A 22,654-nucleotide genomic window follows, 5' to 3' on the forward strand; every position below is an offset into this window, starting at 1 on the left:
AAACGTACGTGGTCAGCGTACAGCGTCCGACCTCTCAGGAGCGTCGCGCCATGACGCACAGCGAGCCGATGTCCGCGGATCTGGTCCAGGTGGAGCGCGACCTCGCGCGGATGTCGGGCGGCAACGTCGTCCGCGTCACCGCCGGCGGCCCCGTCTTCGGGCTTCCGTTCCCGGTGCGCGGCGTCCGGCCGACGACTTTCGTGCCCGCGCTCCCCCGGCGCGACCGGGCCGCCCTCATGGTGATCGCCGTGTGCTGGGCGCTGAGCTTCCTGTGGTTCTGGTCCTGGTGGCTGCAGCCGGAGCACCGCGTCGGCTGGGCGGGCCTGATCGTCAACAGTGCCCTGCTGCTGTACCTCACCGCCCTGCCCTGCTACTTCTTCGTCACCGCGCTCCGCCTGCGCCGCGTCGACCCGGAGCTGCCCGTCCCCGCGCTCCCGGTCGCCTTCGCCGTGACCCGCGCCCCATCGGAGCCGTGGCCCACCGCCCGGCAGACGCTGGAGGCGATGCTGGCGCAGGACTTCCCGCACCCGTACGACGTGTGGCTGTGCGACGAGGAGCCGACCGACGAGATCATCGCCTGGTGCCGCGCGCACCGGGTGCGGATGTCCTGCCGACGCGGTGTGCTCCTGTACCACCGCAGCGACTGGCCGCGCCGCACCCGCTGCAAGGAGGGCAATCTCGCCTACTTCTACGACAACTGGGGCTACGGCCGCTACGACGTGGTCGCGCAGCTCGACTGCGACCACGTGCCCGCCGCGACCTACCTCGCCGAGATGGTCCGCCCCTTCGACGACCCCGCCATCGGGTACGTCGCCGCCCCCAGCATGTGTGACGCCAACGGCGCCCTGTCATGGGCGGCGCGGGGGCGCCTGCACCGCGAGGCCGTCTGGCACGGCGCGGTGCAGCTGGGGCACAGCGACGGGCTCGCCCCGATGTGCATCGGCTCCCACTACGCCGTGCGCACCCGCGCGCTGAGGGACATCGGGGGTCTCGGTCCGGAGCTCGCCGAGGACTTCTCCACCACCTATCTGCTCAACTCCGCCGGCTGGCACGGGGCGTTCGCCATCGACGCCGAGGCACACGGGGACGGGCCGCTCACCTTCGCCGACATGATCACGCAGGAGTACCAGTGGTCGCGGAGCCTGACCACGATGCTCCTCGGCCTGCTGCCGCGCCATCTGCGACGGCTGCCTTTCGTGCTGCGGCTGCGCTTCTCGTACGCCCTCGCCTACTACCCGCTGCTCGGCCTGATGATCACCGCGGGCCTCACGCTCCCGCCAATCGCCGTCCTCACCGGGCTGCCGTGGATGAACATCAACTACCTGGACTTCCTGGCCCACTTCTGGACCATGCCCGTGTGGCTGCTCCTGACCCTGTACCTGATGCGCCGCCGCGGGATGCTGCGCCCGCGCACCGCGCCGGTGATCAGCTGGGAGACATGGCTGTTCGCGCTCGCGCGCTGGCCCTTCGTCATCCTGGGTCTGTTCGGCGCCGTCGCGCAGAAGCTGCGACCGCGGCCGGTGACCTTCAAGGTCACGCCCAAGGAGGCCGGTGGACCACGGCCGCTGCCCGCCAGGCTCACCCTGCCGTTCGTCGTGCTGGCGGCCTCCTTGTCCGGCGTCGCCCTGGTGGGCGAGCTGACGAGCCCTTCGGCCGGCTATGTCTTCCTCTGCCTCCTCGCCGCCACGGCCTACGCGGCCGTCGCCCTCTTCGTCCCGCTGCTCCATGTGCGGGAGGCCGCGCGGGCCGCGGACGTCTCCTTCGCCCGCGCCCTGTCGACCGCACGGCTCCCGTTCGCCCTCGGCGTCCTGGTGTCCCTGCCGGTCGCCACCGCCACCGTCTTCTACCCGGCGTACGCCGCCGCCGTCCTGGGCTGGTGAACGGCCATGAGCGCACCCTCCACCATTCTCGTCACCGGCGGCGCCGGCTTCATCGGGAGCCACACCTGCGTCGAACTCCTCGACCACGGCTACGAGTTGATCGTGATCGACGACTACTCCCACAGCACCCCGCAGGTCTTCACGCGGGTGGAACGGGTCGCCGACCGCTTCGTCGGCGCCGTCTATGAACTGGACATCCGTGATCGGCGCGCCCTGTCGGCCGTCTTCGACCGCCACTCCGTGGACGCCGTCGTGCACTTTGCCGCGCACAAGGCCGTGGGCGAGTCGACACGGATGCCCGTCCAGTACTACGACAACAACGTCGGCGGCACGACCGCCCTGCTGCGGGTCATGCTCGAACACGGCGTGCACCAGATGGTGTTCTCCTCCTCCTGCTCGGTCTACGGCGACGCCGGGCGCGGCCCGCTGGACGAGTCCACGTCCGCCCGCCCCACCAATCCGTACGCGGCGTCCAAGTGGATCTGCGAGCAGGTGCTCGCCGATGTGTGTGCCCGCTGCCCCCAGTTCACGGTGCTCGCCCTGCGCTACTTCAACCCGGTCGGCGCCCACCCCAGCGGGCTGCTCGGCGAGGACCCCGGTGGCGTCCCCGACAATCTGATGCCGTACGTGGCGCAGGTCGCCGTCGGGCGGCGTGAGCGGCTCCCCGTGTTCGGCGACGACTACGCCACGCCCGACGGCACCGCGATCCGCGACTACCTCCACGTCATGGACACCGCCGAGGCCCACCGCATCGCCCTGGACCACCTCGCCGACGGACCGGGCCTGCGGGTGTTCAACCTCGGTGTCGGCAGCGGCCGTTCGGTCCTCGACGTCATCGCCGCGTTCGGCGCGGCCTGCGGCAGGGCCATCCCGTACCAGATCATGCCGCGCCGCCCCGGCGACGTGACCGAACTCGTCGCCGACGCGCGCGCGGTGGCGCGCGCCTGGGGCTGGCGCCCCAGCAGGGGGCTGCCCGAGATGTGCCGGGACGCATGGCGCTTCCAGCAGCTCAACCCCCATGGCTACGCCGGTTCCGGCCGGCGCCCGAACGGCAAACAGCACGCCCCGTGAAACAGGCACGACCCGTTAGGAGCGACGTCATGCGGATGACAGTGATCGGCACCGGATACGTGGGAACGGTGCACGCCGCGTGCATGGCCGACATCGGTCATCAGGTCCTCGGCATCGACATCGACGCCGAGCGGATCGCATCCCTCTCGGCGGGCCGGGCGCCCATCCACGAGAGCGGCCTGGACGAACTGATCGCACGGACCGTCGCGTCGGGCAGGCTGCGCTTCTCCACCTCGCTCGCCGAGGGCGCCGCGTTCGCCCGCACACACTTCGTGTGTGTGGGCACCCCGCAACGCCCCGACGGCCACGCCGCCGACCTCCGTTACGTGGACGCCGTCGTGGACGGACTGGCCCCGCATCTGCGGCACGGCAGCCTGATCGTGGGCAAGTCGACCGTGCCGGTGGGCACCGCCGCCCGCCTCGCCGATCGTCTCGCCCCGGTGGCCCCGGGTACGGAGGTCGCCTGGAACCCCGAGTTCCTGCGCGAGGGATCCGCGGTCCAGGACACGATGCGGCCCGAGCGGCTCGTCGTCGGCGTGACCTCGCGGCACGCCGAGGGGGTGCTACGGGCGATCTATACGCCCATGCTCCGCGCCGGAGTCCCCTTCTTCAGCACCGACCCGGCGACCGCGGAGCTGGTCAAGGTGGCGGCGAACTCCTTCCTCGCCACCAAGATCTCCTTCATCAACGCCATGGCCGAGGTGTGCGACGCCGCGGGCGCCGACGCGTCGGTCCTGGCCGAGGCCATCGGCGCGGACTCGCGGATCGGCCCCCGCTTCCTCGCACCGGGGCTCGGCTTCGGCGGCAGCTGCTTCCCCAAGGACATCCGGGCCTTCGCCGCCCGCGCCGAGGAGATCGGCGCGGGCGAGGCGGTGGTGTTCCTGCACGAGGTCGACCGGATCAACACCCGGCAGCGCTCCCGCACCGTCGACCGGGCACGCCGTCTGCTCGACGGATCGGTCACCGGCCGCAGGATCGGGGTGCTCGGCGCGGCGTTCAAGCCGGGCAGCGACGACGTCCGCGACTCGCCGGCGCTGGCCGTGGCGGCGGCCCTGCGACAGCAGGGCGCCACGGTCCGTGTGCACGACCCGCAAGGCATCGACAACGCGCGCGTGACCCACCCCGATCTGACCTACGCCCTGGAGGTCGACAAGGCGTGCGAGGACGCCGACCTGGTCCTGCATCTCACCGACTGGCCCGAGTACCGCGACATCGACCCCGCGGCGCTCGCCGGCCTCGTGCACTCCCCCGTCCTCCTGGACGCCCGCAACAGCCTTGACCCCCGGTCCTGGTCGGCGGCCGGCTGGGCCGTGCACGCTCCCGGCCGCCCACGGCTCTCCACGGATGCTTCCCCGCAGTCCGAGGCTGCCGCGTTCACCGGAGGCGCGTCATGAGGGTCGTGGTGACGGGCGGCGGCGGATTCGTCGGCTCCCACCTGTGCGAAGCCCTGCTGCGCAGGGGCGACACGGTCTACTGCCTGGACAACTTCTGCACCGGTGAACCGCTCAACGTCGCCCACCTGCGCGACGCCCCCGGCTTCCGGCTGATCCGGGCCGACGTGACGACGCCGTTGGACGTGCCGGGCCCCGTGGACGCCGTGGCCCATCTCGCGAGCCCCGCCTCGCCGCCGGACTACCACCGGCTCGCCCTGGAGACCCTGGCCGTCGGCAGCCGGGGCACCGAGAACGCCCTGCGCCTGGCGCAGCGGCACGGCGCCCGCTTCCTGCTCACCTCCACCAGCGAGGTCTACGGCGATCCGGAGGTCCACCCGCAGCCCGAGGAGTACTGGGGCCACGTCAATCCGGTCGGCCCGCGCAGCGTCTACGACGAGGCCAAGCGGTTCGCGGAGGCGCTGGCCATGGCGTACCGGCGCAGCCACGGCGTGGACGTGGGCATCGTACGGATCTTCAACACGTACGGGCCGCGGATGCGGCCGCACGACGGACGCGTGGTCTCCACCTTCGTCCGCCAGGCCCTGGCCGGCAGGCCGCTGACGCTCTATGGCGACGGCAGCCAGACCCGCAGTTTCTGCTACGTCGACGACCTCGTCCGGGGCCTGGTCGCGATGCTCGACAGTGACCGCGGCGGTCCGGTGAACCTGGGCAACCCCAGCGAGCGCACCGTCCGCGAACTGGCCGAACTCGTCCTGCGCGTCGCCGGATCGACCTCGCGGATCGTCTGCCGCCCGCTGCCCGTCGACGATCCGACGCGCCGCCGCCCGGTGATCAACCGGGCCGTGGAGCAACTCGGCTGGATGCCCCGCGTCCCGCTCGACGAGGGCCTTCGGCACACGGTGGCGTGGTTCACCGCGCGGTCCGTACCGCGGCGCTCGCGGGTGCCTGTGGAGGCATGATCCCCATGACCGGGAAAGCCGCGATGACCGGGAAAGCCGCACCGTCCGCCGCCGGGCTCCGCACCGCCCCTGGCGTCCTTACCGCAGCGATCGTGCTGCTCGGCGCGAGCGGCTGCGCCGCCACCCCGCACTACGCGCCAACGGCCCATACGTACTACGTCAGCCCGCGGGGCGACGACCAGAACGACGGTTCCTCGCCGGAGCAGGCCTGGCGTTCCCTCGCCCGCGCCGAGCGTGTGACGCTCGAACCGGGCGACCGGCTGCTGCTCGAGGGCGGCGCGCGGTTCACCGGCACCGTCACCCTGGGCAGCGCCGAGGCGGGCCGCGCGGACCGGCCCGTGGTGGTCGGGTCGTACGGCGACGGCCGGGCGACGGTCGACGCCGAGGGCTCCCCCGGCGTCTCCGTGCACAACACGGCGGGCGTGCAGATCCGCGACCTCACCGTCACCGGGGACCGCGCCGCCTACGCCCGCGACGGCGGCATCAACCTCTACGCCGACCGCCCGGGCGGCACCAAGCTCACCGGCGTCCTCGTCTCCGACGTCACCGTCTCCGGTTTCCAGGTCGGCATCGCGGTCGGCGGTGTGGAGAAGGGCAACGGCTTCAAGGACGTGACGATCCGTCAGGCGAAGCTGCACGGCAACAAGGACGCCGGTCTGCTGACGTACGGTCCCGCGTACGAACCCGCCCGACCCGCATACGCCCACCAGGACTTCGACATCTCGGACGTCGACGCGTACCGGAACACGGGTGATTCCGACGCGGACGACCGCCACACCGGCGACGGCATCATCCTCGGCGCCGTGCGGGACGCCACGGTGCGTTACTCCAGCGCGCACGACAACGGATCCAGGTCGTCCGGCGACGCGCCTTCCGGCCCGGTGGGCATCTGGGCGTACGACGCCAGGGATGTGCTCCTGGAGCACAACACCGCCTACCGCAACCACACCGGCTCCAAGGTCGACGGCGCCGGGTTCGGGTTCGACGAGAACGTCTCGGACTCGACGATGCAGTACAACCTGGCGTTCCACAACGACGGACCGGGCTTCTACGCGTACACCCGCAAGGCGAACGGCGCGCACAAGGACAACACGATCCGCTACAACATCACCTCCGACGACGGCCGCAAGCTGCCGCGCTTCGGCGGGCTCGCCGTCTACGGCCACGACGTGCGCAACCTGCGGATCTACCAGAACACCGTGGTGATGACGGCCCTGGAGAACGGCGGGAGCGGCCCCGCCCTGCGGCTGATGGACGGCGAGACGGGGGTGACCGTCCGCAACAACACCTTCGTCACCGACGGTTCCCCGCTCGCCCTGGTGGACCGCGGCCTCACCGCCAAGAACGCCCGGGTGCAGGGCAACAACTACCGCGCCCCGCAAGGACAATGGACCGTGCAGTGGGGTGACCACGCCTACACCGGCCTCGCTGCCTGGCGCGCGGCCACCGGCCAGGAACGCGTCGACGGACGGCCCTCCGGCCTGACCGTCGACCCCTGTCTCGCCGGCGGGGAACTGCCGACCGCCACGTCCCCCGGCGACGCGCGGCTGTTCCTCCCCGACTGCGACGCCCTCGCGGACAAGGGGCTCGACCTGCGCGGGCTGTTCGGCATCGACCCCGGTGCCGTCGACTACTTCGGCCGGGCGGTCGGCACGCCCCCGCCGGTCGGGGCCGCGCTGCCCGCGCCGGACTAAGAGGCGGAGCGGGCCGAAGATGCAGGCGCACACGGCCCGTGCCTACGATCGATACAGCGAGACCCCAGGTTGACGCGTGACTCGCGGCCGGGTGTCCCTGCCACGCAGGGAGGCGCTTTGCCATTGCTTCGCTCATACCCCCTGGATCCACCACGGGCGCATCGGCTCATGGCCGCCTACGTCGCCCTGGTCGCCGCTCTCACCATCGTGTACATGACGCTCCCGGGCCTGCGTGCCGCGCTCTGGGCGCTCATCGGTCTCGGCGGCGTCGCAGCCGTCGTCATCGGTGTGCGCGTCCACCGCCCCGCGCACCGCTGGCCGTGGTGGGTGCTCGCGACGGGACTGCTCGCGTTCGCGGCGGGCGACACGTACTACAACGTGGTCGAGCAGTACTTCCAGGCGTCGAATCCGTTCCCCTCCCCGGCCGACGCCTGCTACCTCGCGGTGTATCCGCTGCTCGCCGCGGGCCTCTTCGGGCTCGTGCGCTACCGATGGGCGAGCCCTGACCTGCCGAGTCTGCTGGACGCGCTCATCATCACCGGTGGGCTCGCGCTGCCGGTGTGGGTCTACCTCGTCCAGCCGCTGACCGAGGTCGAGGGCCTGACCTGGCCGCAGCGCGCCATCAGCATCGCCTACCCGCTGGGCGACGTGCTGGTCCTCGCCCTCCTCGCGCGGCTGCTCACCCCGGGCTTCGTGACCGGCCACAATCCCGCCGTACGCCTGCTCGTGCTCGGCACGTTCACCCTGCTCACCTTCGACATCGCGTACGGGATCCTGCAGCTCAACGGGCTGTGGCAGACCGGCACGCTCCTGGACATGGGCTGGATCGTCTTCTACACGGCGTGGGGCCTCGCCGCGCTGCACCCCTCGATGGTGGAGCTGACCGCGTACACGCATCAGCGCCAGACCCTGCTCCCGCCGCCGCGCAGACTCGTGCTGCTCGCCGCGGCCACGCTCATCGCCCCGGCGATCCTGCTCGTGGAGGCTCTTCTCGACAGCGCCCACGACGCGGCCGTCATCGCCGCCTTCTCCGGCACCCTGTTCCTCCTGGTGATCCTGCGGCTCGCGGGCATGGTCGTGGCGCACCGCAAGGCCGTGGACCGCGAACTCGCGCTGCGCGGTGCGGCCGCGTCGCTGGTCGCCGCGATCTCCACGGAGCAGATCATCGAGACCTGCGAGACGACGGTCGCCGCGCTGTCCGGGCCGGGGGCCCGGCCCGGGACCCTGCTCCTGGAGGCGGGCGACTCGCCGCCGTTCCGCTACGCCGCCCTGGACCTGCGCCGCACACGGCTGGTCCGGCCCGCCGCTCTGGGCCCGGAGATCGCCGCCCGCCTCGACGCCTCGCAGAGTGCCCTGGTCTGCCCGATGATCCAGCGCGACCGTCCCGCCGGGGACGATCCGCCGGGCGTGCTGATCGCCTCCGGCTCCGAGAAGCAGCTCACCGAGGTCTGGGGCTCCCTGGAGATCCTCGCCTCGCACGCGGGCCTGGCCAAGGAGCGCATCGCACTCCGGCAGGAGATCATCCGGCGCGAGAGCGAGGCGTACTTCCGGACGCTGGTGCGCAACGCCTCCGACGTCATTCTCATCGTGGACGACGACGACACCGTCCGGTACGCGAGCCCCTCCGCGCAGGCCGTCTTCGGTGACGTCCGGCTGGTCGGGGCGGGGCTGCCGGAACTGGTGGACCCGCGGGACAGGGACCGCGCCGCGCGCGTGCTCGCGGCCATGCGCGGCGGCGGGCAGCAGGAGCCCCATGACTACTGGTGGATGCCGCGGGGCGGCGGACGCATCGAGGTGGAGGTGCGCTGCAGCGACCTGCGGCAGGACCCCACCGTGCGGGGGCTCGTCGTCACCCTGCGGGACGTGACCGAGCAGCGTCAGCTGGAGCACGAGCTGACCCAGCGGGCCTTCCACGACGCGCTGACCGGCCTGCCCAACCGGACGCTGCTCCTGGAGCGCATCGAGCGGGCACTGCTGCGTGGTCGCCGGGAGACGACGCTTACGTGCGTGCTCTTCATCGACCTGGACGACTTCAAGGTCGTCAACGACACCTTGGGGCACTCGGTCGGGGACCGGCTGCTTGCCGCCGTCGGGTCCCGTGTCTCGCGCTCGCTGCGGCGCAGTGACACCGCGGCCCGCCTCGGCGGCGACGAGTTCGCCATCCTGATGGAGGACGCCAAGGAGCCCGTCGACGCGGAGATCCTGGCCGCGCAGGTGGTGCAGGCGCTCAGCAGGCCGTTCCAGCTGTCCGGCGACAGCGTGAGCGTCTCGGCGAGCGTGGGCGTGGCCACGGCCGTGGACAGCGCGGGCGCCGAGGAACTCCTCACCCACGCCGACCTCGCGCTGTACGCGGCCAAGGCCGCGGGCAAGCGTCAGTGGCGCCGCTTCCAGCAGGGGCTGCACGTACGCATGCGGGAGCGGCACGACCTGCAGGCGAGTCTGGACCGGGCGATCGCCGACGAGGAGTTCGCGCTGCGCTATCAGCCCGTCGTCGACATCAGCGCGAACGGCGCCCCGGCGGACGGCGCCCAGCACACCGCCGAGATCGTCGGTTTCGAGGCGCTGGCCCGCTGGCCGCACCCCCGGCGCGGTCTGGTGCCGCCGCAGCAGTTCATCCCGCTCGCCGAGGAGACCGGCCACATCACGCCGCTCGGCGCCTGGGTCCTGGGCAGCGCCGCCGCGGACATCGCGGGTCTGCAGAGCGCGGGCGCCGGCTGCGACCGGCGCCCGTACATCAGCGTCAACGTGTCCGCGCGGCAGTTCCGCGACCCGGGCTTCCTCGGCGAGGTGCGCAACGCCCTCGACACCCCCGGACTCGCCCCGGGCTCCGTGCAGTTGGAGCTGACCGAGTCCGTGCTGATGCGGCGTGACGGCCAGATACAGGCGGTCATGCGGGCGTTGAAGGATCTCGGCGTGCGGATCGCGGTCGACGACTTCGGCACGGGATTCTCCTCGCTGCGCTATCTCCGCGAGTTCCCCGTCGACGTACTCAAGATCGACAAGTCGTTCATCGACGACATCGCCGATGACACCCGGCAGCTCGCCCTCGTGGAGGGCATCGTGCACCTCGCCGACACGATGGGTCTCCAGGTCATCGCCGAGGGCATCGAGCAGGCCGCGCAACGCGATCTGCTGACCGCGATGGGCTGCGGGTTCGGGCAGGGCTATCTCTTCGCACGGCCGCTGACGGCCGAGCAGGGGGAACGGCTCCTGCGCCGGCGCCGGGGGCTCGACGGCGTCAGCCCGGGCCCTGGCGCCGGGCGTGGCCGCCGGATCGCCCGCGCCACCCCTGCCGCTGGGAGCGACCCGCCCGCGAAGCCTGCCCCGACCCCCTCGGAGAGGGAGAGCACCATGAGCGAAACGGACACCGGACTCCTGGGGGTGCGGCGCGATCCGCGCTGGGGCGAACTCGACCACCTGCGGCGCACCAGCCCGATGAGCGACTGCGTCCTCGACGAGGTCCGCGGCCGGCACATCCGCAGCGGGGACCACTGGCTCATCGACTTCGCCTCCTGCAACTACCTGGGGCTCGACTGTGATCCCGAGATCATCGACGCCATCGAACCCGCCGTACGCCGCTGGGGAACCCACCCCAGCTGGTCCCGGCTCCTGGGCAGTCCCCGGCTCTACACCGAGATCGAGGAGCGGCTCACCGCGCTGCTCGGGGCGCCGGACACCCTGCTGCTGCCGACGGCCACGCTGATCCACGCCTCGGTCATCCCCGCCCTGGCCGGCGAGGGGCATGTCTTCGTCGAGGCCGCGGCGCACCGCACGGTCTACGACGGCTGCGTCTTTGCCCGTGGGCAGGGCGCCACGCTGCGGCGCTTCCACGCCGACCGGCCCGACGAACTGGCCGCCCTGTTGCGGGCGGTGCCGAGCGGCTCGGCCCGCCTGGTCTGCCTCGACGGCGTCAACAGCATGAGCGGGAACATCGCCGACGTGCCCGAACTGGCCGGGATCTGCCGGGACTCGGGCGCCACGCTCTACATCGACGACACCCACGGATTCGGCGTCATCGGGGAGCGCCACGCCGACGAGCCGTGCCCCTACGGGTCCCGCGGCAACAGCGTCGTGCGGCACACCGGCGAGACGTACGACAACATCGTCCTGGTCGGCGGCTTCTCCAAGGCCTACTCCTCGCTCCTCGCCTTCCTCGCGCTGCCGCCCTGGCTCAAGGACCACCTGAAGGTGGCCGCCGCCCCCTATCTGTACTCCGGGCCGTCGCCCACGGCCTCGCTGGCGACCGCGCTCGCCGGTCTGGAGGTCAACGACCGGCGCGGCGACGCCATCCGCGCCGATCTGCACCGCAAGACCGTCCGGGTGCTCGACCACGTGGCCGGGCTCGGCGTGGGGACGCTCAACCGCGACCAGCTGCCGATCGTGGAGATACCGCTGGCCGACGCGTCGGACCTGGACGCGGTCGCCGGATTCCTGTGGGAGCAGGGCATCTACGTGACCCTGGCGGCCTATCCGCTCGTGCCGCGCGACCGTGTCGGGTTCCGTGTGCAGCTCACGGCCCTGAACTCCGACGACGACATCGACCGGCTCAACACCACCCTGACGCGCCTGTCCGAACGCTTCCCGCTGCGGCCGGGGAGCTGACCCCCGCCATGGCCCCCACCCGCAACGACGACGTCGACTGGGACAGTTGGCCCGTCCAGGACTACCTCGGCGAGAACTACCGGGAGCTGCATCCGTCCGACGCGGCGGTCATCGCCCACCACTCCGCCTTCTACCGGCGGTTCGGCCGGGCAAGCGCCGCGTGCTCCCTGGAGTTCGGGGCGGGACCCAACCTGTATCCGCTGATCATGGCCGCCGCCGCGAGCCGCCGCATCGACGCCGTCGAGGCGAGCGCCGCGGGTGTCGCCTATCTGACCCGGCAGCTCGAACAGGGCCCCGACGACAGCTGGTTGCCCTTCCACGCGCTGTGCCGCCGCCTCAACCCCGAGCTGCCGCCCACGCTTCAGGAGGCGCTCGCGGGCGTGCGCGTCGTGCACGGCGACATCCGTGCGCTGCCGTCCGGCACGTACACCATCGCGTCGATGAACTTCGTCGCCGAGGGCGTCACCGAGGACTTCGCGGAGTTCACGGACTTCTGCCGGTGCTTCGTGCGCTCGGTCGCCCCGGGGGGCCATCTCGTCGCGGCGTTCATGGAGAACATGCCGACGTACCGCATCGGGCCCGCGTCGCGGTGGCCCGGCTGTCCGGTGAACCCGGTCGTCGTCACCGAGGTGTTCGCCCCGCTCACCGAGCACCTCGCGGTCACCCGGATCGACGCCGACCCGACGCTGCCCGACTACGGGGACTCCGGGATGGTGCTGCTCACGGCGACGAGGCAGTCCTGACCGGCACCCTCAGGCGCCCGCCTCCTGCAGCGCGAACGCCGTCTCCACCAGCGCGATGTGGCTGAACGCCTGCGGTGCGTTCCCCAGTTGGCGGTGACTGTCCGGGTCCCACTGCTCCGCCAGCAGGCCCACGTCGTTGCGTACGTCCAGGACGTGCTCGAAGGTCTCGCGCGCCTGCGTGAGCCGGCCGGTGGCCGCCAGCGCGTCGGCGTACCAGAGGGAGCACGCCACGAACGTGCCCTCGGAGCCACGCATGCCGTCCACACCGGTCGCCCCAGGGCCGTCGTGACCGTACCTGCGCACGAATCCGTGGTGGTCCAGGGCACCCATCGCCCGTACGGTGTCGTGCACCCGCGCGTCGTCGGCGGGCAGGAAGCCGACCTTGGGGATCAGCAGGGCCGACGCGTCGAGGGCGGGCGATCCGTAGGACTGCACGAACGTCCGTCGTTCGTCGTCCCATCCCTCGCGGCACACCTCCCGGTGCACCGCGTCCCGCATGGTGCGCCACTCCCCCGCGGACTCGTTCCTGCCGAGCATCTCGCCCATGCGCAGGGCACGGTCGGCCGCGACCCAGGACATGACCTTGGAGTGGACGAACTGCCGCCCCGCGGATCGGACTTCCCACAATCCCTGGTCCGGCTCGCGCCAGTGGTCCCGCAGATGGCTCATCAGGGATTCCACCAGGCTCCACAGGTGGGGCTGCATCGGGATGCCCGCCCGCAGCGACAGATAGAGCGTGTCGAGCACCTCGCCGTAGACGTCCAGCTGGAGCTGATGGGCCGCGGCGTTCCCGAACCGTACGGGCCGCGAGCCCTCGTACCCCGACAGCCAGGGTGCTTCGGCCTCCGGCAGCCGCCGTTGCCCCTCCACCCCGTACACCGCCTGGAGATCGGCGGGATCACCCGCCACGGCACGCACCAGCCAGTCGAGCCAGGCCGTGGCCTCGTCGCGGTAGCCGCTGCGCAGCAGGGCGGAGAGGGTGAGCGTGGAGTCGCGCAGCCAGCAGAAGCGGTGGTCCCAGTTGCGTTCGCCGCCCGCGCACTCCGGGAGCGAGGTGGTCGGTGCGGCGACGATGCCGCCCGTGGGCGCGTAGGTGAGGGCCTTCAGCGTGATCAGCGAGCGGGTGACCGCTTCCCGCCAGGGGCCCTGGTAGCGGCACTTGGCCGTCCAGCGCCGCCAGAAGTCGCCGGTCGCCTTCAGCGCCGTCTCCGCGGGGACTCTCAGCGGCTCGGGCGGTTCCGGCAGGTGCGAGGGCGCCCACACGAGTTGCAGCGTGAGGCGCTGGCCCGCCGAGACGGTGAAGTCCAGGGCACTGGAGTCACGGACGCCGGGGTCGTGGGCCCTGGAGTCGTGCAGACCGGTGCGTATCTCCATCGGGCCGTCGGCGCTCAGCCAGAGGGAGTCGGGTCCGGCGACGGCGACCGTGCAGTGCTCCTGTCGACGCACCCACGGCACGACGCGGCCCTGGTTGAAGCGCGGCCGCAGTTCGCTGCGCATGGCCACGCTTCCGGACAGGCCCTCGACGACGCGCACGATGCAGGGCAGTTCCGCGCGCGGGGGCATGAAGTCCGTGACGCGCACGGCACCGCTCGGGCACTCCCAGTGGGAGTCCATGACCAGGGTGTCCTGGCGGTAGCCCCGCCGTGTGCACGGCCCCGCGCCGACGGGGGAAACCCGCCAGAAGCCGTTGTCCGCCGTGCCGAGCAGCGCGGCGAAACAGGCCGGGGAGTCGAAGCGCGGCAGGCAGAGCCAGTCGATCGACCCGTCCCTGCCGAGCATGGCAGCGGTTTCCAGGTCACTGATGAGGGCGTAGTCCTCGATGCGAGCGTTCATGATCGAGTCACGCCGTCGTGCACATTGCCGCCTTTCCATTCTACGGCGGACCGGCCCTTCGGGCCTGGGATCAGGCCCCCTTCGAGGCACCGGATTCACCATGTGCAACGGCCATGGACAGCCCCCGAACCGCTGTGATCTCATCCGTCCGGGCGGATCGATCGCGTTCGCCTCCGCTCAGGCCCGAAAGACCCCCACACATGCAGAAGACCAAGTCCGCGCTCTGGGAATTCCTCCAGGGCCTCGGCAAGACGTTCATGCTCCCGGTGGCCCTGCTCGCGTTCTGCGGCATCATGCTGGGCATCGGCTCGTCGCTCTCCAGCGAGGCCGTCACCGAGAACCTCACCTTCCTCCAGGGCGAGGGCTTCCACCTCGTCTTCACGTGGATGGCGAGCACCGGTCTCGTCGCCTTCAAGTTCCTCCCCGTGATGTTCGCGATAGCCATCCCGCTGGGCCTGGCCCGCGAGGACAAGGGCGTCGCGGCCTTCTCGGGCTTCGTCGGCTACGCCGCGATGAACCTGGCGGTGAACTTCTACCTCACCGCCAAGGGCGTGGACCTGGAGGACGAGAAGGCAATCGCCCACTACGGCATCGCCGACGTCATCGGCATCCAGTCCATCGATACGGGACTGCTCGGCGCCGTAGCTGTTGGCATCGTTGTCAGCGTGCTCCACCAGCGCTTTCGTGCCCAGCGGATGCCCGACGCGCTCGCCTTCTTCGGCGGTCTGCGCTTCGTGCCGATCATCTCGACGCTGGTCCTCAGCCTGCTCGGTCTGCTGATCCCGCTGGTGTGGCCGACGTTCAACGGCTGGATCACTGACCTCGGGCGCGCGATCGGTCACGCGGGCGTCTTCGGCCCGTTCTTCTTCGGCATGGGGGAGGTGCTGCTGCGGCCGATCGGCCTGCACCACATCCTCGTCGCCATGTTCCGCTTCACGGATGTCGGCGGCTCCGGCGCGGTCTGCGGCGACCAGGTCTCCGGCGCGCTGAACCTCTTCTACGCCCAGCTCAACTGCGCGACCCCGCCCGGTGACGCGGTCACCGACGCCACGCACTTCCTCTCCCAGGGCAAGATGGCCGTCTACCTCGGCGGGCTGCCGGGCGCGGCCCTGGCGATGTACCACTGTGCGAACAAGAAGATGCGCCCGGAGATCAAGGCGCTCCTTGTCTCCGGTGTCGTCGCGTGCGTCGTCGGCGGCATCACCGAACCGCTGGAGTTCCTGTTCCTGTTCATCGCGCCGTGGCTGTACTTGATCCACGCCGTGCTGGTCGGCCTCGGCTTCCTGACCGCCGCCGTCCTCGGGGTGTTCATCGGCAACACCGACGGCAACGTCATCGACTGGCTCGTCTTCGGCGTCCTGCAGGGCACGACCACGAAGTGGTACCTGATACCCGTCATCGCCGCGGTGTGGTTCGCCGGCTACTACTTCCTCTTCCGCTGGGCCATCACCCGCTTCGACCTCAAGACGCCGGGTCGGGAGGAGCCGGTGGCGGAGGCCGACGAGGAGGGGACGTCCGCCGAGGACGAGGCCGCGGCCGCGGCTCCGCGTGAGCTGATCGCGGGGAAGTACGACGCCGTGGCGATCCTGGAGGCGATCGGCGGCGCCGAGAACATCCAGACCCTCGACAACTGCATCACCCGCCTGCGCATGACGGTCGCGGACGCCGGACAGGTCGACGAGGCCCGTCTGAAGAAGCTGGGCGCGGTGGGGGTCATCAAGCTCGACGCGCACAATGTGCAGGTGATCATCGGTCCGCAGGTGCAGTCGGTGAAGGACGCGATCGCGTCGATGGTGCGGGTGGGCTGACCGGTGGCCCCTTCCTTCGACTTCGACGGACCCGTCGACCGGCACGGCACGTGGTGTACGCAGTGGGATTACGTGGAGGACCGCTTCGGCGTCCCCGACCTGCTGCCGTTCACCATCTCGGACATGGACTTCGAGACGGCGCCCGCGGTCCTGTCGGCCCTGCGCGGCAGGCTCGACCACGGCGTGCTCGGCTACTCCCGCTGGCGCCAGACGGACTTCCTCTCCGCGATCGTCGACTGGTACGGCGAACGCCACGCCACCGAGCTGGACCCGGGGTCGATCGTCTACGGCCCCTCCGTGATCTACCAGATCTCCCAGCTCCTGCGCCTGTGGTCCCGCCCCGGCGACGGCGTCGTCGTCCACACGCCGACGTACGACGCGTTCCCCAAGACCGTCGCCGCGCACGAGCGGCGGCTGCTCGGCTGCCCGCTCGGAGACTGGGCCGAACTGGAACGGCTCCTTGCCCTGCCGGACACGGCCGTTCTGCTCCTCTGCTCCCCTCACAACCCCACCGGCCACGTGTGGACGGAGGCCGAGCTGGACCGCACCGCCGCTCTCTGCGCGCGGTACGGCGTCGCGGTGATCAGCGACGAGATCCACTCGGACCTCGCGCACCCGCCGTACGTCCACCGCCCGTGGCCCCTGCACGGCGCTCGCGAGGGGCGCTGGGCGGTGGTGACATCGGCATCGAAATCCTTCAACATCCCGGCCCTGACGGGCAGTTACGGCATCATCGCCGACCCGGCCACACGCGACGCGTACCTTCGCAACCTCAAGGAGGCCGACGGCCTGTCCTCCCCGGCGGTGCTCTCCCTGGTGGGCCACATCGCGGCGTACCGCCAGGGCGCCCCCTGGCTGGACGCCCTGGGCATGTACCTCCGCGGCAACCTCCACCTGGTCGCCGACCGCCTCAACGCAGCGTTCCCGCCCCTGAAGTGGACCCCACCCCAGGCGGGATACCTGGCCTGGATCGACGTAAGCCCGCTGGGGGTGGACGACGAGGCACTCCAACGCGAACTGATCGACACCCAGAAGGTGGCAATCATGCCCGGCACGTCCTACGGCGCCCCCGGCCACCTACGCCTGAACGTGGGCTGCCCACGGGAGAAGGCCGAGCGGGGGGTCGCTGCGCTGATGGAGGCGGTACGGGCGATCCACCGCGGGGACGCGGCCGGCTGAGGCGTTTGGCCGGGCCGGTATCCGCAGGTCAGGCCGGTCTCCCGGAGGCTGGACGGCGGGTTCCGTTGGTACAGTCGCGAGGTTCGCCCCTCGTACCCGGGAGATCCGCGCCATGGCCGTCGACGAGCTCGACACCCGCATTCTGCGGCTCCTCCTGGAGCAGCCCCGTACCAGTGTCCGTGAGTACGCGCGTGTGCTCGGGGTGGCCCGTGGCACCCTGCAGGCGCGGCTCGACCGGCTGGAGCGGGACGGGGTGATCACCGGGACGGGGCCTTCGCTCTCGCCTGCCGCGCTCGGGCATCCCGTGCTCGCCTTCGTGCACATCGAGGTCACGCAGGGGCACCTGGACGAGGTGGGTGACGCGCTCGCCGCCGTGCCCGAGATCATCGAGGCGTTCTCGATCACCGGCGGCGGTGACCTCCTGACCCGCGTGGTGGCCCGGGACAACGGCCACCTGGAGGACGTGGTCCAGCAGCTGATCCAGATGCCGGGCGTCGTCCGCACCCGTACGGAGATGGCGCTGCGCGAACGCGTCCCGCACCGCCTGCTGCCGCTCGTGGAGTCGATCGGCCGGACCTCCGCCGAGCAGCGTTGAACTGCGGCTTTGGCATGCTGGAGTACATGAGCATCTTCGGCGACACCTCGGTCATCTTCGATCTCGACGGCACTCTCGTGGACAGCGAGCCGAACTACTACGAGGCGTCGCGCGAACTGCTGGCCGAGCACGGCGTCGCCTACACCTGGGCCGACAACGAGCGCTACGTGGGGATCGGCACCCAGGAGACCCTCGCCACATGGAAGGACCGGTACGGCATCGGCGTACCGGTGGCCGAACTGCTCTCGGAGCTCGACCGGCGCTATCTCGCCCTCGCCCGCGCCGAGACGCACGTTTTCCCCGAGATGCGGAAGTTCGTGGAGCGGCTGCACGGTGCCGGGGTGCCGATGGCCGTGGCCTCCGGGTCGTCCCGACCCGCCATCGAGGCGATCCTCGCGGGCACCGGCCTCGACGCGCTCCTGACCACCGTCGTCTCGGCGGACGAGGTCGCGCACGGCAAGCCCGCCCCCGACGTGTTCCTGGCCGCCGCCGCGCTCCTAGGCGCGGACCCGGCCGACTGCGTGGTCCTGGAGGACGCCGCTCCGGGCGCGGCAGCGGCGCACGCGGCGGGCATGCGCTGCATCGCGATCCCCTACGTCGCCGCCCACGCCGGCCAACCGGCGTTCGCGTCGGCGGAGCTGCTGCTGCGGGGCGGGCAGGCCGAGTTCACGGCGCAGGCGGCCTGGGACCACCTTGCCGGGCTGACCCGGGCGTAGCCGCCGCCCTCGGGATGGCCCGGTCGTCCAAGACGAGCGCAGGCCGTCCCGGACCGATCCGTGCCCGGTGCGCCCACATGGCCGGGCACGGTCCGCGTGCCCGGCCGTGCGGTGCTTCGCCGTGTCCGGGCAGGGGGCGGCTCCTCAGCGTGGGGCCCGGCCTGGGGTGCGGTCCGAGGCCCGGTCCGAGTGATCGATTCCGAGCAGGTGCAGGAACATGGCGGTCACGTCGCGGACGGCCCCGTCGTACGTCTCCGGGGCGGACGCCGTGAGCCGCGCGAACTGGATGCTCATGCCGCCGACCGCGCGCGCCACGGCCAGCGGATCGGCGACCGGCCGGGCCGTGCCCTCGGCCGCGAGCCGCCGGATGTAGCGGGCGGAGCGGTGGACCGGGCGCTCCTGGGTCTCCACCCACAGGCCGCGTACGTCCTCGTCGACCTGCGCCTGTTGCTCCAACAGGCGCAGCAGCGGCAGGTGTTGGGCGTACGCGGCGATGAAGGCGGCGGTCGACGCCTCGACGACCTCGCGGGCATCGTCCCGATCGACGCCCGGCACGTCCTGCGCGGCCAGGAACGCGTCCCGTACGCGCACCGCGAGGACCCGGAAGATCTCCTCCTTGGACGCGAAGTACACATAGAAGCCCGCCCGCGAGACCTCCGCCTCCGTGGTGATGTCGGCAATGGTCGTCGCGCCGTACCCGCGCCGCGCGAACACGGACTCGGCGGCGTCCAGGAGCCGCCCTCGGGCCGGTGCGTCGCTGCGGTCGCGGGCGGTGCGGGTCGCCCAGGGCTGTTGGTGTCGTGCCACGCGGCGAGCATATTGACGTTGACGCCAGTGTCAATGAGCATGGCGGCGCCGGATACCTCAGGAGGGCTTCATGGGTTCTGCCGCCGTGCTCGTCGCCAATCGCGGGGAGATCGCCGTCCGCGTCCTGCAGGCCGCCGCGGGGGCCGGACTGCGTACGGTCGCCGTGTACGCGGAGGACGACGCCGCTGCTCGGCATGTACAACTGGCGGACGAGGCACAGCCGTTGGGAGGCACGGGCCCGGCCGCGTATCTGGACGCGGACGCGGTGCTGGCCGCGGCCCACCGTTCCGGCTGCGAGCTGCTGCACCCCGGCTACGGATTCCTCAGCGAGGACGCGGAGTTCGCGGGGCGCTGCGCGGCAGCCGGGCTGCGGTTCGTGGGACCGGCCCCCGAGGTGCTCGGGCTGTTCGGCGACAAGGCACGCGCGCGTGCGCTGGCGGTGCGGCTGGGCGTTCCCGTACTGGCGGGCACGCAGGGGCCGACGACCTTGGCCGATGCCACCGCGTTCCTCGCCGGACTCGGCCCTTCGGGAGCGGTGATGGTGAAGGCCATCGGTGGCGGCGGCGGGCGCGGCATGCGGGCCGTCCGGCACCCGGACGAGCTGGCGGACGCCTGGGAACGCTGCCGCTCCGAGGCCTTGCAGGGCTTCGGGCGCGCGGAGTTGTACGTCGAGGAGCTGCTGACCGGCGCCCGCCACATCGAGGTCCAGATCCTGGGCGACGTGACCGGTGAGGTCACCCACCTCTGGGAGCGCGACTGCAGCGCACAGCGCCGCCACCAAAAGCTCGTCGAGGTCGCTCCGGCGCCCGGACTCACCCCGGCGATCAGGGAAAACCTCGTGTCCGCCGCCCTGCGGATGGCCCGCGAGTGCGGGTACACCGGCCTCGGCACCTTCGAGTTCCTGCTCATCGGCGAGGAGTTCCACTTCATCGAGGCCAACCCCCGCCTCCAGGTCGAGCACACGGTCACCGAGGAGGTGACGGGCGTCGATCTGGTGGTGACCCAACTGCGCCTGGCCGCAGGCGAGTCACTCGCGGCGCTCGGCCTCGCGGGACCGCCGCCCGAACCCCGCGGGTACGCGCTCCAGGCGCGCGTGAACGCCGAGTCCCCAGCCCCGGACGGCACCGCGCTCCCCTCCACCGGCACGCTCACCCGCTTCGACGTGCCGACGGGCCCGGGGGTGCGCGTGGACACGGCGGCGCGCAACGGAGCGGAGATCGGGGCGCGTTACGACTCGCTGCTCGCGAAGGTCATCACGCACACGCCCCACGGGGACTTCGCCGCGGTCTGCGAACGCGCGTCCCGCGCCCTGGCGGACTTCGCCGTCGAAGGCGTACGCACCGGGATACCCCTCCTCCGCGCGCTGCTCGCCCACCCGGGCTTCACCGCGGGTGGCGCGCACACCGGCTTCGTGGCCGAGCACATGGCGGAACTGCTGCCCGATGACGCACGGGTCGAGGCACGGGTCGAGGCACGGGTCGAGGCATCGGTTCCGGACCTGGCACCGTCCGGCGCATCGCACGTGCTCGCGGGCGACGATGGGGCCATCACCGCCCCCATGACGGGAGCGGTCGTCACCGTCGACGTGAGGGTGGGCGAACAGGTCCTCGCAGGGCAGCAGTTGCTCGTGCTCGAGGCGATGAAGATGGAGCACGTGCTGCGCGCGACCACCTCCGGAACGGTGACCGCCCTGCACGCGCACGCAGGCGGCACGGTGGCGGAGGGGCACCCTTTGGTCACGGTCGAGGCGTCGGCGGCGGGCGAGATGACCGCGGCACTCGCCGAGGAGGTCACGGACCCGGACGCGATCCGCCCCGATCTGGCCGAGACCCTGGCCAGGCACGCCATCGGCCTGGACGCCCAGCGCCCCGAGGCCGTCGCCAAGCGCCACCGCATCGGCCGCCGCACGGCCCGGGAGAACCTCCGGGACCTGTGCGACGACGGCACGTTCACTGAGTACGGCGCCCTCGCCATCGCCGCGCAGCGCCGACGCCGCTCACTCGACGACCTGATCGCCTCGACGCCCGCCGACGGCATGGTCACCGGCACGGGGCGGATCGACGGCGTGCGGTGCGTGGCGATGTCGTACGACTACACCGTCCTCGCCGGCACCCAGGGTCTGCAGAACCACCGCAAGACGGACCGGATGCTCCAACTGGCCGGGGAACGGCGCTTGCCCGTCGTGCTGTTCGCGGAGGGCGGCGGCGGACGCCCCGGCGACACCGACTCGACGTCGGTAGCCGGGCTCGACGTGACGACGTTCCATCAGATGGGGCGGCTGAGCGGCCAAGTCCCCCTGGTGGGCGTCGCGTCGGGACGGTGCTTCGCGGGGAACGCGGCTCTGCTCGGCACCTGCGACGTGGTGATCGCGACGCCGGAGGCCAGCATCGGGATGGGAGGCCCGGCGATGATCGAGGGCGGCGGCCTCGGCGTGTACCGCCCCGAAGAGGTCGGGCCCCTCTCCGTCCAGGTGCCCAACGGGGTGGTGGACATCGCGGTGGCCGACGAGGCGGAGGCGGTGCGGGTAGCGCGGAAGTACCTGTCCTACTTCACCGACTCAGCGAACCACGCCCCTGGGGAGGGTAGTTGGAAGGCACCGGACCCGCGGCTCCTGCGGCAAGCGGTGCCGGAGAACCGACGCCGCACCTATGACGTGCGGGGCGCGATCGAGGGCATCACCGACACGGACTCGGTCCTGGAACTGCGGCGCGGTTTCGGCGTGGGCATCCTCACGGCTCTCGTACGCGTCGAGGGCCGGCCGATGGGGCTGCTCGCCAACAACCCCGGGCATCTGGGCGGGGCGATCGACCGCGACGCGGCCGACAAGGCAGAGCGCTTCCTGCGGCTGTGCGACGCGTTCGGGCTGCCCGTCGTCTCCCTGTGTGACACGCCGGGCTTCATGGTCGGCCCGGACGCCGAACGGACCGCGACCGTACGACACTTCTCCCGGCTCTTCGTGACCGGCGCCCAGCTCCGCGTCCCGCTGGTCAGCCTGGTGCTGCGCAAGGCGTACGGCCTCGGCGCGATGGCCATGATGGGCGGCTCCACGCGCGCGCCCGTGGCCACGGCGGCGTGGCCGAGCGGCGAGTTCGGCGGGATGGGGCTCGAAGGCGCCGTCCGCCTGGGCTACCGCAAGGAGCTGGCCGCCATCGCCGACCCCGTGGAGCGGCAGCGGGTGTTCGACGCCCACGTCGCCGAGCTGTACGAGCACGGCAAGGCGGTGAACGCGGCGGCCGCGCTGGAGATCGACGCGGTCATCGACCCGGCGGAGTCGCGGACCTGGATCCTTGCCGCGCTGGAGGGGGCGGGCGGGCTACGGGGTGATCAGGGGGGCGGGCTGCGGCCCTGATCAGGGGGTGGGTTGGGGCGCGAT

At 71.7% G+C, this 22,654-nt stretch carries 14 protein-coding genes; 12 read left to right on the plus strand and 2 right to left on the minus strand.

Annotated elements, in window-relative coordinates:
* The first annotated feature begins 50 nt into the window (after positions 1-50).
* The 7 genes from ACWD02_RS35810 to ACWD02_RS35840 all read left to right on the plus strand — a co-directional run bounded on the left by ACWD02_RS35810 (position 51) and on the right by ACWD02_RS35840 (position 12,343).
* The gene (locus ACWD02_RS35810; protein ID WP_451218807.1) at positions 51-1,880 is read left to right on the plus strand and encodes a glycosyltransferase family 2 protein; all 1,830 of its coding nucleotides are present in this window, start codon (positions 51-53) and stop codon (positions 1,878-1,880) included.
* Between the two features lie 6 nt (positions 1,881-1,886).
* Positions 1,887-2,951 carry a UDP-glucose 4-epimerase GalE gene (gene galE / locus ACWD02_RS35815; protein ID WP_451218809.1) on the plus strand — a complete coding sequence of 355 codons (1,065 nt, stop codon included), beginning with the start codon at positions 1,887-1,889 and terminating at the stop codon, positions 2,949-2,951.
* A gap of 29 nt (positions 2,952-2,980) precedes the next feature.
* Complete coding sequence (locus ACWD02_RS35820; RefSeq protein ID WP_451218812.1) at positions 2,981-4,345, plus strand: UDP-glucose dehydrogenase family protein; 1,365 nt, start codon at positions 2,981-2,983, stop codon at positions 4,343-4,345.
* Complete coding sequence (locus tag ACWD02_RS35825) at positions 4,342-5,304, plus strand: UDP-glucuronic acid decarboxylase family protein (protein WP_451218815.1); 963 nt, start codon at positions 4,342-4,344, stop codon at positions 5,302-5,304. The genes ACWD02_RS35820 and ACWD02_RS35825 overlap by 4 nt, the downstream gene beginning before the upstream one ends.
* 5 nt (positions 5,305-5,309) lie before the next feature.
* Positions 5,310-6,998: a right-handed parallel beta-helix repeat-containing protein gene (locus ACWD02_RS35830; RefSeq protein ID WP_451218818.1), complete on the plus strand. Its 1,689-nt coding sequence runs from the start codon at positions 5,310-5,312 to the stop codon at positions 6,996-6,998.
* A 168-nt stretch (positions 6,999-7,166) separates the two neighbouring features.
* Positions 7,167-11,600, plus strand: coding sequence for an aminotransferase class I/II-fold pyridoxal phosphate-dependent enzyme (locus tag ACWD02_RS35835; protein ID WP_451218821.1), 4,434 nt, complete (start codon positions 7,167-7,169; stop codon positions 11,598-11,600).
* Between the two features lie 8 nt (positions 11,601-11,608).
* Positions 11,609-12,343, plus strand: coding sequence for a class I SAM-dependent methyltransferase (locus ACWD02_RS35840; protein WP_451218824.1), 735 nt, complete (start codon positions 11,609-11,611; stop codon positions 12,341-12,343).
* Positions 12,344-12,352: 9 nt separating this feature from the next.
* On the opposite strand, the gene ACWD02_RS35845 is transcribed toward ACWD02_RS35840, so the two are convergent.
* Positions 12,353-14,176, minus strand: a complete 1,824-nt coding sequence (locus tag ACWD02_RS35845) for a glycoside hydrolase family 15 protein (protein ID WP_451218827.1) — start codon at positions 14,174-14,176, stop codon at positions 12,353-12,355.
* 200 nt (positions 14,177-14,376) lie between these two features.
* On the opposite strand from ACWD02_RS35845, the gene malX reads away from it, so the two are divergent.
* The 4 genes from malX to ACWD02_RS35865 all read left to right on the plus strand — a co-directional run bounded on the left by malX (position 14,377) and on the right by ACWD02_RS35865 (position 18,474).
* Entirely contained in the window at positions 14,377-15,984 is a 1,608-nt protein-coding gene (malX, locus tag ACWD02_RS35850) for a maltose/glucose-specific PTS transporter subunit IIBC (protein ID WP_451218830.1), read from the plus strand.
* A gap of 3 nt (positions 15,985-15,987) precedes the next feature.
* Positions 15,988-17,163, plus strand: a complete 1,176-nt coding sequence (locus ACWD02_RS35855) for a MalY/PatB family protein (protein ID WP_451218833.1) — start codon at positions 15,988-15,990, stop codon at positions 17,161-17,163.
* Between the two features lie 112 nt (positions 17,164-17,275).
* On the plus strand, positions 17,276-17,758 hold the full coding sequence (locus tag ACWD02_RS35860) for an Lrp/AsnC family transcriptional regulator (protein WP_451218836.1): 483 nt from the start codon (positions 17,276-17,278) through the stop codon (positions 17,756-17,758).
* Between the two features lie 26 nt (positions 17,759-17,784).
* Positions 17,785-18,474, plus strand: a complete 690-nt coding sequence (locus ACWD02_RS35865) for an HAD family hydrolase (RefSeq protein WP_451218839.1) — start codon at positions 17,785-17,787, stop codon at positions 18,472-18,474.
* 144 nt (positions 18,475-18,618) lie between these two features.
* On the opposite strand, the gene ACWD02_RS35870 is transcribed toward ACWD02_RS35865, so the two are convergent.
* Positions 18,619-19,281: a TetR/AcrR family transcriptional regulator gene (locus ACWD02_RS35870; RefSeq protein WP_451218842.1), complete on the minus strand. Its 663-nt coding sequence runs from the start codon at positions 19,279-19,281 to the stop codon at positions 18,619-18,621.
* A gap of 70 nt (positions 19,282-19,351) precedes the next feature.
* Here ACWD02_RS35870 and ACWD02_RS35875 point away from each other — a divergent pair, with 70 nt between their 5' ends.
* The gene (locus ACWD02_RS35875) at positions 19,352-22,630 is read left to right on the plus strand and encodes a carboxyl transferase domain-containing protein (RefSeq protein WP_451218845.1); all 3,279 of its coding nucleotides are present in this window, start codon (positions 19,352-19,354) and stop codon (positions 22,628-22,630) included.
* Positions 22,631-22,654: the final 24 nt, after the last annotated feature.

The organism is Streptomyces sp. NPDC002853, from assembly GCF_053591915.1.

Bases quoted from the DNA above. Each gene is read 5' to 3' on its own strand.
- ACWD02_RS35810 (WP_451218807.1), top strand. From the start codon at position 51: ATGACGCACAGCGAGCCGATGTCCGCGGATCTGGTCCAGGTGGAGCGC.
- galE (WP_451218809.1), top strand. From the start codon at position 1,887: ATGAGCGCACCCTCCACCATTCTCGTCACCGGCGGCGCCGGCTTCATC.
- ACWD02_RS35820 (WP_451218812.1), top strand. From the start codon at position 2,981: ATGCGGATGACAGTGATCGGCACCGGATACGTGGGAACGGTGCACGCC.
- ACWD02_RS35825 (WP_451218815.1), top strand. From the start codon at position 4,342: ATGAGGGTCGTGGTGACGGGCGGCGGCGGATTCGTCGGCTCCCACCTG.
- ACWD02_RS35830 (WP_451218818.1), top strand. From the start codon at position 5,310: ATGACCGGGAAAGCCGCGATGACCGGGAAAGCCGCACCGTCCGCCGCC.
- ACWD02_RS35835 (WP_451218821.1), top strand. From the start codon at position 7,167: ATGGCCGCCTACGTCGCCCTGGTCGCCGCTCTCACCATCGTGTACATG.
- ACWD02_RS35840 (WP_451218824.1), top strand. From the start codon at position 11,609: ATGGCCCCCACCCGCAACGACGACGTCGACTGGGACAGTTGGCCCGTC.
- ACWD02_RS35845 (WP_451218827.1), bottom strand. From the start codon at position 14,176: ATGAACGCTCGCATCGAGGACTACGCCCTCATCAGTGACCTGGAAACC.
- malX (WP_451218830.1), top strand. From the start codon at position 14,377: ATGCAGAAGACCAAGTCCGCGCTCTGGGAATTCCTCCAGGGCCTCGGC.
- ACWD02_RS35860 (WP_451218836.1), top strand. From the start codon at position 17,276: ATGGCCGTCGACGAGCTCGACACCCGCATTCTGCGGCTCCTCCTGGAG.
- ACWD02_RS35865 (WP_451218839.1), top strand. From the start codon at position 17,785: ATGAGCATCTTCGGCGACACCTCGGTCATCTTCGATCTCGACGGCACT.
- ACWD02_RS35875 (WP_451218845.1), top strand. From the start codon at position 19,352: ATGGGTTCTGCCGCCGTGCTCGTCGCCAATCGCGGGGAGATCGCCGTC.